Origin of the sequence: Pseudomonas sp. NPDC089406, from assembly GCF_044900265.1 — a bacterium.
Classification (GTDB): domain Bacteria; phylum Pseudomonadota; class Gammaproteobacteria; order Pseudomonadales; family Pseudomonadaceae; genus Aquipseudomonas; species Aquipseudomonas fakonensis.
On record NZ_JBJDNC010000043.1, the window covers coordinates 1 to 12,057 of the forward strand.

Annotated in this window: 11 protein-coding genes; 7 read left to right on the plus strand and 4 right to left on the minus strand. The window is 66.2% G+C overall.

Features of this window, described 5'->3' with window-relative positions; translation table 11 throughout:
- Positions 1 to 382: 382 nt before the first annotated feature.
- The 3 genes from ACI2KK_RS23955 (at position 383) to ACI2KK_RS23965 (ending at position 4,036) form a co-directional block, all read left to right on the plus strand.
- Complete coding sequence (locus tag ACI2KK_RS23955; protein ID WP_404670890.1) at positions 383 to 1,069, plus strand: GNAT family N-acetyltransferase; 687 nt, start codon at positions 383 to 385, stop codon at positions 1,067 to 1,069.
- A gap of 202 nt (positions 1,070 to 1,271) precedes the next feature.
- Positions 1,272 to 1,547, plus strand: a complete 276-nt coding sequence (locus ACI2KK_RS23960; RefSeq protein ID WP_133323846.1) for a peptidylprolyl isomerase — start codon at positions 1,272 to 1,274, stop codon at positions 1,545 to 1,547.
- A 128-nt stretch (positions 1,548 to 1,675) separates the two neighbouring features.
- Positions 1,676 to 4,036: an autotransporter outer membrane beta-barrel domain-containing protein gene (locus ACI2KK_RS23965; RefSeq protein ID WP_404670891.1), complete on the plus strand. Its 2,361-nt coding sequence runs from the start codon at positions 1,676 to 1,678 to the stop codon at positions 4,034 to 4,036.
- Here the strand turns inward: ACI2KK_RS23965 and ACI2KK_RS23970 are convergent.
- Complete coding sequence (locus tag ACI2KK_RS23970) at positions 4,033 to 4,656, minus strand: LysE family translocator (RefSeq protein ID WP_404670892.1); 624 nt, start codon at positions 4,654 to 4,656, stop codon at positions 4,033 to 4,035. The two genes, ACI2KK_RS23965 and ACI2KK_RS23970, sit on opposite strands and share 4 nt — an antisense overlap.
- Before the next feature lie 123 nt (positions 4,657 to 4,779).
- Here ACI2KK_RS23970 and ACI2KK_RS23975 point away from each other — a divergent pair, with 123 nt between their 5' ends.
- Positions 4,780 to 5,610 carry an AraC family transcriptional regulator gene (locus ACI2KK_RS23975; RefSeq protein WP_404670893.1) on the plus strand — a complete coding sequence of 277 codons (831 nt, stop codon included), beginning with the start codon at positions 4,780 to 4,782 and terminating at the stop codon, positions 5,608 to 5,610.
- A gap of 363 nt (positions 5,611 to 5,973) precedes the next feature.
- On the opposite strand, the gene ACI2KK_RS23980 is transcribed toward ACI2KK_RS23975, so the two are convergent.
- Entirely contained in the window at positions 5,974 to 6,444 is a 471-nt protein-coding gene (locus tag ACI2KK_RS23980; RefSeq protein WP_404670894.1) for an FAD/FMN-containing dehydrogenase, read from the minus strand.
- A gap of 113 nt (positions 6,445 to 6,557) precedes the next feature.
- Between ACI2KK_RS23980 and ACI2KK_RS23985 the strand changes: the two genes are divergently transcribed.
- Entirely contained in the window at positions 6,558 to 7,565 is a 1,008-nt protein-coding gene (locus ACI2KK_RS23985) for a GlxA family transcriptional regulator (RefSeq protein WP_404670895.1), read from the plus strand.
- Between the two features lie 4 nt (positions 7,566 to 7,569).
- Here ACI2KK_RS23985 and ACI2KK_RS23990 read toward each other — a convergent pair whose 3' ends face one another.
- Positions 7,570 to 8,181 carry a LysE family translocator gene (locus tag ACI2KK_RS23990; protein ID WP_404670896.1) on the minus strand — a complete coding sequence of 204 codons (612 nt, stop codon included), beginning with the start codon at positions 8,179 to 8,181 and terminating at the stop codon, positions 7,570 to 7,572.
- A gap of 113 nt (positions 8,182 to 8,294) precedes the next feature.
- On the opposite strand from ACI2KK_RS23990, the gene ACI2KK_RS23995 reads away from it, so the two are divergent.
- Together ACI2KK_RS23995 and ACI2KK_RS24000 are read left to right on the plus strand one after the other, a co-directional pair.
- A complete protein-coding gene (locus ACI2KK_RS23995) occupies positions 8,295 to 8,747 on the plus strand; it encodes an Lrp/AsnC family transcriptional regulator (protein ID WP_404670897.1) in 453 nt (150 codons plus the stop codon).
- Positions 8,748 to 9,423: 676 nt separating this feature from the next.
- Complete coding sequence (locus ACI2KK_RS24000; protein ID WP_404670898.1) at positions 9,424 to 10,836, plus strand: purine-cytosine permease family protein; 1,413 nt, start codon at positions 9,424 to 9,426, stop codon at positions 10,834 to 10,836.
- Positions 10,837 to 11,057: 221 nt separating this feature from the next.
- Here ACI2KK_RS24000 and ACI2KK_RS24005 read toward each other — a convergent pair whose 3' ends face one another.
- Complete coding sequence (locus ACI2KK_RS24005; protein ID WP_404670899.1) at positions 11,058 to 11,942, minus strand: LysR family transcriptional regulator; 885 nt, start codon at positions 11,940 to 11,942, stop codon at positions 11,058 to 11,060.
- Positions 11,943 to 12,057: the final 115 nt, after the last annotated feature.

The following is a 12,057-nucleotide window of genomic DNA, read 5'->3' on the forward strand; positions in this document are numbered from 1 at the left end:
ACCGGCATGGATGCCGGTCGAGCGCCGATCGGGCCAGGGACGGCCCGTCGGCGCGTACCCCCGGAGCAAGCCCGGAGTGAGGGAACCCCGGAGCGAAGCGCAGGGGCCGGATGAATGGAGCGAGGATTTTTTGCTTACTTTTTGATCCCTCAAAAAGTGAGCCGCCGTAAGGGCGGAAAGGTGAATAAGCGTCACTACAAATAATGAATGCGCATACAACTTTCAAAACCAACCAAACCAATTAAACCAAATCAAAAAACGATAACGCGCCATCACAACATACCCCCCGCCAGCAAGCACCGACAGGTAAATACGCACCCCACCCGCTAAGCAGGTAGAATGCCCACCCCGTACACCGCCCCCACCCGGAGCCCACCCCGAGATGTTCATCCTCCGCCGCCTGGACGGCGTTCCGCCAGAATCCTTCCAGAGCCAGATTCGTCAGCTGGTGATCGACCATGTCGGCCAACTCAGCAGCGTCGCCATCACCCAGGACAACCCGCTCTACCCGCTGTACCAGTACGGCGTGGGGCTTGAGGTACACCAATATCTGATGGCCCTGGACGGTACCCGCGGCCTGGCCGTGCAGGTGACGCTCGCACTGGACGCCGAGGCCCCGGACCAACTGCTGGGCTTCGCCCTGGCGCTGCCGGCACAGGACGACCCCCAGGCATGCGCCCTCGCCTACCTCGCCGTCAGCCCCAGCCATCGCCGCCAAGGCATCGCCCAGGGCCTGCTGGATGACCTGCGCGCACGCTTTGCCTGCGTCGAACTGAGCACCTTCGCCAACCAGGTGCCCTGGTTCGAGGCCATGGGCCTGCAGGTGGTGGCCAGCGCCGGGCCACAAGTGCTGATGAGCAGTACCGGGCGCGCCAGCGGTGCGCTGATCGGGCGGCTGGACATTGCCCCGATCTACCAGACCGTCGAAGTGATGCAGATCCACGCCTACCTGCTCAAACAGCATGGCGATGAGGCAATGATGGAAGCCGAGCAATTGCGCGACGAACGGCTGGACGGGCTGGCGCTGGAGGCCAAGGACTGCGTCAGGCAGCGATTGATGCGCCATTGAATCAGCGCGCGGGCAAACCCGCTGCTATCACCAAACCTGCAAACCTGCGCGCCACCTGTAGGAGCCGGCTTGCCGGCGATGAGGCCGCCACAGCCAGCACAAGGCAGCAGCAGCCACAGCTCAACCAGCCTTGAAGCCCCCGACCACCCGACATCAGGCATAATGGCGCCCTTTTTCACCCCGCAGCACAGGTACCTCCCCCATGAAAGCCCAAGCCCGCCACATCCTGGTCAAGACCGCTGAAGAAGCCGAAAAGCTCAAGCAGCGCATCGCCAATGGCGAAGCCTTCGACGTGCTGGCCAAAAAGTTCTCCACCTGCCCGTCGGGCAAGCGCGGCGGCGACCTGGGCGAAGTGCGCCCCGGCCAGATGGTCGGCGCCATCGACCAGGTGATCTTCAAAAAGCCCCTGCGCGTGGTACACGGGCCGATCAAGAGCAAGTTCGGCTACCACCTGGTGCAAACCTTCTACCGCGATTGACCGGCGTGGCGCTTTGCCACCCATCATTTTTGCCAGTTGCGCCCTGTGTGGCGGCCTCTATACAACCGGAGTAACCCTGCACAGCGCGCCAGTCGTGCGGGCCCCTCTGGCAAGTGGAGGCCCCGGCCATGGTCGCGCGCATGCTGCTCCCGCTGGTCACGCTATACCTCTCAACCACCCCCACCGCCCATGCCGCCTGCAGCTTCATCACCAGCGCCGGTGACGACAGCTACGTTTGCGACAGCGCCAGTGCCGCATCCCTGACCGATACCAGCGGCAACAACAGCCTGACCTTCCCCGCCGGTGGCAGCGGCAGCATCACCGGCAACCTGACCTTCGGCGCCGGCCGCGACCGCATCGACATGGCCTCCGGCAGTATCGGCGGCAGCGTCAACCAGGGGGATGGCGTAGACGCCTTCAACATGAGCGGCGGGGTCATCGAAGGCAGCCTCAACCAGGGCGATGGCCTGGACACCTTTCATATGACCGGCGGCTGGATCAAGGGCACCTTCGACAGCGGCGACTTCGCCGAAATGGACGGCGGGCGTATCGGCAACGTCAACATGCGCCTGGACAAGAACACCTTCATCATGCGCGGCGGCAGCATCGACCAGAACATCATCACCGGCTTCGACACCGACCTTGTGGAGCTCTTCGCCGGCACCGTGGGCGGCAACATCAGCGTCAGCGGCGGCGACGACCGGGTGCTGATACATGGCGGCCAACTCGGCGGCAACGTGCTGATGAGTACCGGCAACGACCAGTTCACCTGGAACGGCGGGCACATTGCCGGGCAAGTGCAGATGGACTCTGGTGACGATGTCGCCCTGCTGCAGGGGCTTACGCCCGAGCTGTTGAACATCGTCGTGGACGGCGGCGCAGGCAACGACAGCCTGGCGTTGATCGGCAGCCATGCCGTTGGCGGCACGCACTACACCAACTGGGAGCAGGTCACCCTGGGCGGTGGCAGCCGCCTCGACCTCGATGACACCCTGCATCTGGGCGACAACGACACAGGTACCGGTACCTTGCGCATCGACGCCGGCAGCACCCTCGCTTCGCGCCAGGGCACGGTAATGGCCTTCGGCGCGGGGCAACGGGCAACCTTGCTCAATGCCGGGACTGTGGACCTTGCAACCGGCAACGATGCCCAGGGCCGCCTGACCGTGGCCGGTGACTACCAGAGTGCCAACGGCCTGCTACGCCTGAACAGCGTGCTGGCAGGTGACGGGGCGCCGGCAGATCGCCTGGTGATCGACCAGGGCAGCGCCAGTGGCAGTACCCGGGTACAGGTGGCCAACCTGGGCGGGGCCGGCGCCGCCACCCTGCAGGACGGCATCATGGTGGTCGAGACCCGGAACGGGGCAAACACTGCCGAGGGGGCATTCAGCCTGGCCGCACCGGTCTCTGCCGGGGCCTACGACTACCAGTTGTTCAAAGGCGGCGTCAGCGCCGGCAGTGCGCAGAACTGGTACCTGCGCTCGGTGCTGCTGGTGTTCGAGCCCGGCGCCGGGCCCACGGCAGCGCCGGTTGCCAGCATCCCGCTGTACCGCCCGGAAGTGCCGGTGTATGCAGCCGCCCCGCGCGGCGCGGCGGTCATCGCCCGCCAGGCCCTGGGCACCTTCCACCAGCGCCAGGGCGACCAACGTGCCCTGGCCGGCAGCGCCGCCTGGGGCCAGGCCTATGGCGGCAACCTGCGCCAAAGCTGGAGCGGCACCGTCGACCCGAGCCTGGATGGCGACGTCTACGGCTTTCGCGTTGGCCACGACCTGTACGCCAAGGTGACCGAGAATGGCGTGCGCCAACAGGCCGGCCTGTACCTCGGGCACAGCCGCCTGGACGCCCAGGTGAAAGGCTTTGCCCTTGCGGTCGCGGACAACCCGGTGGGCGACCTTGAACTGGCCAGCGACAGCCTGGGGGCTTACTGGACACGGGTTGGTGCACAGGGTGGCTATGTGGATGCGGTGCTGCAGTACAGCAGGCTCGAAGGCCGCGCCCGCTCCGACCGCGGCGGCAAGCTCGACGTCGAGGGCCAGGCCTGGAGCGTCTCGCTCGAAACCGGGCTGCCACTGGCACTGTCACCACGCTGGTCGCTCGAACCCCAGGCGCAAGTGATCGCACAGAAGGTCAACCTGGACAGTGCCCATGACGCGGTCTCGCGCATCGAGCATGACGCTCAGGTCGAGCTGACCGCGCGCCTGGGCCTGCGCCTGGTCGGTTCATTCGCCGGAGCCGCGCAACGCCTCCTGCAACCCTATGCGCAAGTGAACCTGTGGCATGGCGATGGCGGCCGCGACAGCTTGGTGTTCGATGACGCGGACCGGATCAACACCGACTACCGCTACACCTCGCTGCAGCTGGAGAGCGGCGTGCTGTGGCAAGCCAGCGAAGCCTTGACCCTGCACGGCGGCGTGCAATACAGCAGCAACCTCGACAGCCGCCAGCAACGCGCCAGCGGTGTGAACCTGGGACTACGCTGGCAGTTCTAGCGCCGCGCTGCCAGCAACCCAACTCCTGCACAGCCGAGCAACGACGCGCTGACCCGGTTGAACACCCGGCGCGGCCCGGGCCGTTCGAACCAGCGCTGCAGGTAGGCGCCGAGCCCGGCATAGATGGCAATGGCCGCCCATTCCAGCAACAGGAACAGCACACCCAGTTGCAGGAACTGCTCACCCACCGGGGTGCTGCCGCCCACGCTGACGAACTGCGGCAGGAAGGCGGTGAAGATCAAGATAGCCTTGGGGTTGCCTGCCGCCACCCAGAACTCCTGGCGCGCCAGCTTCCAGGTGCCACACGGCTGCTCGCCCGCCACCTGCGCTTCGCCCACCGGCGCCCGCCACAGCTGCCAGGCAATGTAGAACAGGTAACCCGCCCCCAGCACCTTGACCGCCAGGAACAGGTATTCGCTGGTGTGCAGCACCACCGCCAGGCCCATCGCCGCCAGGGCGATCATGCCGCTGAAGGCCAGCAGCCGACCGCCGCCCGCCACACAGGCGGTGCGCAGGCCATAGCGGCTGGCATTGTGCAGGGACAACAGGTTGTTCGGCCCCGGGGCCATGTTCAGGGCGAAGCAGGCGGGGATAAACAGCAGCAGGCTCGACAGGTCCATTATTCTTCTCCTTCACAGGCCGGGCAGCGTCGCGCCCGGCCGGGCCTTGCGTCAAGCACAGTGGCGCGGCAATTGGCCAGAACAGTAGACTGCCCGCTGCCACTGCACTTCAGGCCATTCGCCATGCCCACTGCCCGCCGCGAAATCTGGCACGACCCGGCCCTGCCCCACGTGGAAAGCCGGCGCGCCTGCCACAGCCGTGCCTGCTACAAGGCCCACAGCCACCCGACCTTCTCCATCGGCGCGGTGGACGCCGGGTTCAGCCGCTTTACCGGGGCCGGCATGGGTGAAACCCGCCTGACCCCGGGCACCCTGGTGCTGGTGCCGGCGCAGCGGGTGCATGCCTGCAACCCCGAGCCCGGGCAGGCCTGGAGCTACCAGATGCTGCACCTGGACGCCGAATGGCTGCAGCGCCTGCGCCTGGAGTCGGGCCTCGAAGCCGCGGCACCTGGCGCGCCGGCCCGGGTCAGCCGCTCGCCGCGCTTGTACCGGCAGTTCTGCGCGCTGAACGCGCTGCTGTTTTCGTCCGCCGCGCCACTGGAGAAAGACGCCGCGCTGGTGGCGTTCATCGGCGAGCATGATTTCTCCGCGCATCAGTGCCTGGCCGAAGCACCGGCCCTGGCGCCCTCGATGCTGGCCGAACTGCTGGAGCGCCTGCAGCACCAGGACCTGGCCGCAGTCACGCTGGACGGGCTGGCAGCGCAGGCCGGGCTTGGCCGTTATGCGCTGATCCGCGCCTTCGCCAGTGCCACCGGCATGACGCCCCACGCCTATTTGCTCAATGCACGGGTGAACCAGGCGCGCGAACTGCTGCGCCAGGGAGTGCAGCTTGCGGATGTAGCCTATCGCCTGGGCTTTGCCGACCAGGCGCATTTTCAGCGGGTGTTCAAGGCGCATGCCGGGGTGACCCCCGGGGTTTACCGCCAGCGCCCCAACCTCAAAGCAACGAGTTGACCCGCCCCCTGTAGGAGCGGGCTTGACCCGCGAACACCGGCGCAGCCGGTGCCATGCACCGCGTCGCCTGCTTCGCGGCTAAAGCCGCTCCCACAGGTACGGCGCCTGATTCGCGCCTAGTGCGATCCTGTGGGAGCGGGTTTACCCGCGAAGATGACGACGCGGTGCCCAGCTTTAGAGATTGAGCAAGACAGTTGCTCCCACAGGAATTGCATAAGCTTCAGGCCAGTGTCGGCTCCTACAGGGATCGCACCAGCTTTTAGAAGCTGAGCAAGACAGTTGCTTCCACAGGTACGGCGTTTGCTTCGGCCTGCGCCGTACCTGTAGGAGCCGGCTTGCCGGCGATGAGGCCGGCACAGGCTGCTACTGGGCAGCAGCCCCTTCCAGCGCCGCCTTCAGCTCTGGCGCATCGGCAAATTCGCGCAGCGTTACCAGCACACCGTGGTCCAGCACCAGCCACAGCACCTGGCCTTCGGCCCCGGCATAACGGCTGGCCACCCGCCCTTCGCGGTCCAGCAGCACCCGGTAGCTGTAGTCACGCATCGCCGGGATGGCGAACAGTTTGCTGATCAGCGCTGGCATGCGCTGGATATCCGCCACGAACACCGCGCCCCGCGCCTCCAGATACCCCTTGGGCTGCCCGGCCAGGGCCGCCTTGACCAGCTTGGCGCCGTCCATGTCGCGGGCCACCAGCAAGAGGCGGGTGTCGCTGCCCAGGCTGTAGGGCTGGTCGTGCTGGTCGAGCAAGGTCCAGGGCGCCAGGCGCTCGCCCGGCTCCACGGCATGGGCCAGCACCGGCAGCAGGCTGAACAGCAGTACGGCGAGGTATTTCATGGCAAAGGCTCCAGGCAGCAAAAGGCCGCCAGCATAGCCCAATGCCACCCGGTGTTGTCTTTCCCGGCGCCGCCTTGCACACTCATCGCGCCAGCCAGGAAGCGGAGTCCGCAGTGCCCACACCACGCCAGTTCAGCAAGAAGACCAGCACCAGCAACATGCTGCGCCTGAAAAGCAACGACGGCAGCGCCCAGCGCCCGTACCGGGTCGACTTCGTGCTGCTGGAGCATTTCTCCATGGCCAGCTTCACCGTGGCCATGGACGTGCTGGTCACCGCCAACCTGCTGCGCGCCGACAGCTTCGCCTTCACCCCGCTGTCGCTGGGTGGCGACCGGGTGCTCAGCGACCTGGGCCTGGAACTGGTGGCCACGCCCCTCGACCCGCACACCCTGCACGACCTCGACCTGCTGGTGATTTGCGGCGGCCTGCGCACCGCGCTCAAGTACCCTGGCCTGGACCGCCTGCTGGCCGACTGCGCCAGCCACGGCATGACCCTGGGCGGGCTGTGGAACGGCGCCTGGTTCCTCGGCCGCGCCGGGGTGCTCGATGACTACGGCTGCAGCGTGCACCCCGAGCAGCGCGCAAGCCTGGCCGAAACCAGCCCGCAAACGCGCATCACCCCGGCCAGCTTCACCCTCGACCGCGACCGCCTCACCGCCGCCAGCCCCAATGGCGCCATGGAACTGATGCTCGGCCTGGTGCGCCGCCTGCACGGCGATGGCCTGGCCGAAGGGGTCGAGGAGATCCTGTCGTTCTCTGGCGCACGTTATCGCCAGGTCGGGCCGGGGGCGAAAAAGTCCATGAGCCTGCACCTGCGCACCATCGTCGAGCTGATGGAAAACAACCTCGAAGAAACCCTCAGCCTCGACCAGTTGGCCTCTTATTCCGGCCGCTCGCGGCGCCAGATCGACCGCCTGTTCCAGGCCCAGCTGGGCACCTCGCCGCGGCGCTACTACATGGAGCTGCGCATCACCAAGAGCCGGCGCCTGCTGCAGTATTCGGACCTGTCGGTGATGGAAGTGGCGGTGGCCTGCGGCTTCGTTTCGGTGTCGCACTTCAGCAAGTGCTACGCCGCCTACTTCGGCTACCCGCCATCGCGCGAGCAGCGCCTGGGCGAGTAAGGGCTCAGCGCAGTTGCCCCAGCGCCAGCAGCACCGCCACGCCGATCATCACCAGCCCCGACACCCGCCCGACCACCCGCGCCGCCGCCGGCCGGGTGCTCAACACCGCCTTGGCGCCATACCCCACCATCAGGTAGATCACCAGTGAGCTGCCCAGGTGCACCAGCCCCAGCAGCAAAATTTGCAACCCCACCGGCCACGCCGATTGCGGGTCGGTGAACTGCGGCAGCAAGGCCAGGAACAGCAGAAACACCTTGGGGTTCAAGCCGCTGACGCAAAAGCCCTTGAGCGCCCAGCGCGAGCCGCTCGCTTGCTGCTCCTCGCCGCCCTCGGGCAGCGCCGGGCTGAGCACCAGGTTGGCGCCCAGCCACAGCAGGTAGGTGCAGCCGGCGAAGGTCAGCAGGGTCAGTGCCAGCGGGTGGCCGGCCAGCAGGCTGCCCACCCCGGCAGCCACCACCAGGGTCGCCGCAAAATGCCCCGAGAGCATGCCGGCCACCGCCGGCACCACCCAGCGCCCGCGCATGCCGGCCGAGATGGCGTAGGCCCAGTCGGCGCCGGGGGTGATCACGAACAGGAACGACACGGCCCAGAACGCCGCCAGAACACTCATGGCCATTTGAATTTTTCCTTTCACGGTGGTTTGTGTGAAAGAAAGATTACGGATATCGCCCAGGGATTTTCTTTCGTATATTTCCAGCTGAATCCCGATTACTGGAAGAATCTCCCTCAATGGACCGCACAGACCGCAAGATACTTGCCGAGCTGCAAAAGGATGGCCGGCTGTCCGTGACCGAGCTGGCCGAACGCGTGGGGCTGAGCCTGTCACCCTGCCACCGCCGGCTCAAGGCGCTGGAGGAGTCTGGCGCGATCCTCGGCTACCACGCCCGCTTGGCCCCCGCTGCCCTGGGGCTGAACTTCGCCGCCCTGGTGTTCGTCACCCTGCGCGAGGTGACCCGCCAGCCGGTGGCGGACTTCGAAGCGGCGGTGGCGCAGATTGCGCAGATTGTCGAGGCCCAGCGCCTGTTCGGCGACCCGGACTACCTGCTGCATGTGGTGGCCAAGGATTTGCCGGCGTTCCAGAAGCTGTATGACGAACAGCTGACCAGCATTCCCAATGTGAAACGGCTGAGTTCGACGCTGGTGATGAAAGACGTGATTCAGGACCGGTTGTTGCCGATGTAGGAGAGCACCCGGCCCTTCGGGCTGCGCTGTCGCGCAAGGAACTGCGGCCGCAAGCGCGCCCCGGCACCTGTGGGAGCAACTGTCTTGCTCAATTTCTATAATCTGGCGCGACCTGTGTGGGGGCGGGCTTGCCGGAGTGCCGGGCCACCGCGAACACCGGCGAAGCCGGTGCCAGGCACCGCGTCGGCTGCTTCGCGGGTGAACCCGCTCCCACAGGATTGCGTGCAGCCTGGGTCCAGCGCTGTACCTGTGGGAGCGGCTTTAGCCGCGAAGCAGGCACCGCGCTAGATGGCACCGGCTTCGCCGGTGTTCGCGGCTGAAGCCGCTCCCACAGAATCTTCGTCAAATCAACGAGTTGTGATTTATTCCACAGGAGCGTGCGATGCTCTGACTGCGCGCCAACACTGTGCACCATGCACCATCACCGACCACCCGCAACACTGCCGGCACCTGCAAACCCAAGCCACACGCAGCCGCCAGCCAGCTGGCACCCTCCTTGCTACCACTCATCCCTTAAGCTTTTGCCAGCCTTAGCTTTTTTAAGGTTCATGAGCACAAATTTACTAATTTCCCGTTCCCTGCCCGGCCCCCATCATCGCTCCAACAAGAACGCGTCGCCCCTTGCCGGCACGCCCCCGGGCAGCTGCGGTTGCCCCTCCTTGCCTTGGAGTCAGTCATGACCAGTGCAGCCAATTCGGCACCCCTCATCGAGAAACACACGATCGGCTACGTGCCGCCGCAAGACCGCCATGGAAAGGTAAGGGATCTGTTCACACTGTGGTTCGGCGGCAACATCGCGCCGCTGCCCATCGTCACCGGCGCGCTCGGCGTGCAGCTGTTCCACCTGAACCTGGTCTGGGGCATCGTCGCCATTCTGGTCGGCCACCTGCTCGGCGGCGTGCTGATGGCGCTGCACTCGGCCCAGGGCCCGCAAATGGGCATCCCGCAGATGATCCAGAGCCGCGCCCAGTTCGGCTCGCTCGGTGCGTTGCTGGTGGTGGTGATCGCCGGCGTGATGTACATCGGCTTCTTCGCCTCCAACATCGTGCTGGCCGGCAAGTCGCTGCACGGGGTGGTCGACAGCGTGCCGGTGCCGGTGGGCATCGTCATCGGTGCGCTGGGCTCGGGCATCATCGGCATCATCGGCTACCGCTTCATCCACGTGCTCAACCGCATCGGCACCTGGGTGCTGGGTATCGGCATCGTGGTCGGCTTTGGCTACATCTTCAGCCATGTGCAAAGCGACGACTTCCTCACCCGCGGCGGCTTCAACCTGGCCGGCTGGCTGGCCACCGTGTCGCTGGCGGCGCTGCGGCAGATCGCCTTCGCCCCCTACGTGTCGGACTACTCGCGCTACCTGCCGGCCGACGTCAAGGTCAGCTCGACCTTCTGGACCACCTACCTGGGCTCGGCCCTGGGTTCGAGCCTGTCATTCATCTTCGGCGCGGTGGCGGTGCTGGCCATCCCGGCAGGCATGGACACCATGGATGCGGTGAAGCTCGCCACCGGTACCCTCGGCCCGCTGATGCTGGTGCTGTTCCTGCTCAGCGTGATCAGCCACAACGCCCTCAACCTGTATGGCGCGGTGCTGTCGATCATCACCCTGATCCAGACCTTCGCCTACCGCTGGATCCCCACCGCGCGCAGCCGCGCCGTGCTGTCGCTGGTGGTGCTGGCGGCTTGCTGCGTGGTGGCGGTGTTCGCCTCGGCAGACTTCATCGGCCACTTCGTCGACATGGTGCTGGTGCTGCTAGTGGTGCTGGTGCCGTGGACCGCGATCAACCTGATCGACTTCTATGCCATTCACAAGGGCGACTACGACATCCAGTCGATCTTCAAGGTCGATGGCGGCATCTACGGGCGCTACAACCCGCAGGCGCTGCTGGCCTATGCAGTGGGCATCGTGGTGCAGGTGCCGTTCATGAACACCCCGCTGTACGTGGGCCCGGTGTCCGAGTACATCAACGGTGCGGACCTTTCGTGGCTGGTGGGCCTGGCGGTGACCTCGCCGCTGTACTGGTGGCTGGCCAGCCGTGACAGCGCCTACCGCCGCCGGCAGACCAGCGCCAAGCTGGCTGCGGCGGCCTGACCGGCCCAATCGCCGGCAAGCCGGCTCCTACAGGTACGGCACTGGCCTAAAGCTTGTGCAACTCCTGTAGGAGCGGCTTTAGCCGCGAAGCAAGCGCCGCGGTACATGGCACCGGCTTCGCCGGTGTTCGCGGCTGAAGCCGCTCCCACAGAGACCGCGTAACCTTCAGGCCTGCGCTGAACCTGTAGGAGCCGGCTTGCCGGCGATAGCGCCCGCAAGCGTTATAAAGCCACCAACCGCTCACGCAAGAACTCCACGAACACCTGCACCGGCCGGGCCACCTGGCGGTGCTGCGGATACACCGCCGACAGCTGCAGCGCAGGCGGTGCCCACCCCTCCAGCACCTGCACCAGCCGCCCCTCGGCCAGCGCCTGGCCGACGATGAAGGTCGGCAGGTAGGTCACCCCCATCCCCGCCACCGCCGCATCGCGCAGCATCTCGCCGTTGTTGGCACGCATGCGCCCGCTCACGGCAATGCTGCGCGCCTTGCCCTCGGCGCTGAACTGCCACTGCACCTGGCGCGCATGCCCGTAAGGCAGGCAATCGTGCCCGGCCAGCTGCTCCGGCGCCTCGGGCGTGCCCCGGGCCGTCAGGTAAGCCGGGCTTGCGCAGTACACCCGCTCCACCGCGGCGATACGCCGGGCGATCAGGCTGGAGTCTTCCAGGGTACCGATGCGCAGCGCCAGGTCGTAACCCTCGCCGATCAGGTCGACCGCGCGGTCGCTCAGGTCCACCTCCACATCCACGCCGGGGTGCACGCGCAAGAACTCGGTGAGCAGGCAGCCCAGGTGAGCAATGGCGAATGACAGCGGCGCGCTCAGGCGCAAGGTGCCGCGCAATTGCTGCGTCTGCCCGCTGATGTCCTGCTCCAGCAACTGCACCTCGTCCAGCAGGCGCAGGGCGTTCTGGTAGTAGCGCTCACCCAGCGGGGTGGCGTCCAGGCGCCGGGTCGAGCGGTTGAGCAGGCGCACGCCAAGGCGCTCTTCCAGCTGCATCAGCCGGCGGCTGACAAACTGTTTAGACAGCCCCAGGCGCTCGGCCGCAGCGGTGAAGCTGCCGGCCTCCATCACCTGGGCAAAAATTCGCATGTCTTCGTAGGGGTTCATTGTCACGCTCTGATTGACAGTCAAACGCTTTATAGCCGCTTTTTCCGCACATGGCATCTGCTTAATCTACACACAAGTCGCAGCGATGGCCCCAAAGCCAGGCAAGACGCCCACT

What these genes read in the sequence shown, in the direction of transcription:
- ACI2KK_RS23960 (WP_133323846.1), top strand. Translation starts at nt 1,272, where the DNA reads ATGAAAGCCCAAGCCCGCCACATCCTGGTCAAGACCGCTGAAGAAGCC.
- ACI2KK_RS23965 (WP_404670891.1), top strand. Translation starts at nt 1,676, where the DNA reads ATGGTCGCGCGCATGCTGCTCCCGCTGGTCACGCTATACCTCTCAACC.
- ACI2KK_RS23955 (WP_404670890.1), top strand. Translation starts at nt 383, where the DNA reads ATGTTCATCCTCCGCCGCCTGGACGGCGTTCCGCCAGAATCCTTCCAG.
- ACI2KK_RS24000 (WP_404670898.1), top strand. Translation starts at nt 9,424, where the DNA reads ATGACCAGTGCAGCCAATTCGGCACCCCTCATCGAGAAACACACGATC.
- ACI2KK_RS23975 (WP_404670893.1), top strand. Translation starts at nt 4,780, where the DNA reads ATGCCCACTGCCCGCCGCGAAATCTGGCACGACCCGGCCCTGCCCCAC.
- ACI2KK_RS23990 (WP_404670896.1), bottom strand. Translation starts at nt 8,181, where the DNA reads ATGGCCATGAGTGTTCTGGCGGCGTTCTGGGCCGTGTCGTTCCTGTTC.
- ACI2KK_RS24005 (WP_404670899.1), bottom strand. Translation starts at nt 11,942, where the DNA reads ATGAACCCCTACGAAGACATGCGAATTTTTGCCCAGGTGATGGAGGCC.
- ACI2KK_RS23980 (WP_404670894.1), bottom strand. Translation starts at nt 6,444, where the DNA reads ATGAAATACCTCGCCGTACTGCTGTTCAGCCTGCTGCCGGTGCTGGCC.
- ACI2KK_RS23970 (WP_404670892.1), bottom strand. Translation starts at nt 4,656, where the DNA reads ATGGACCTGTCGAGCCTGCTGCTGTTTATCCCCGCCTGCTTCGCCCTG.
- ACI2KK_RS23995 (WP_404670897.1), top strand. Translation starts at nt 8,295, where the DNA reads ATGGACCGCACAGACCGCAAGATACTTGCCGAGCTGCAAAAGGATGGC.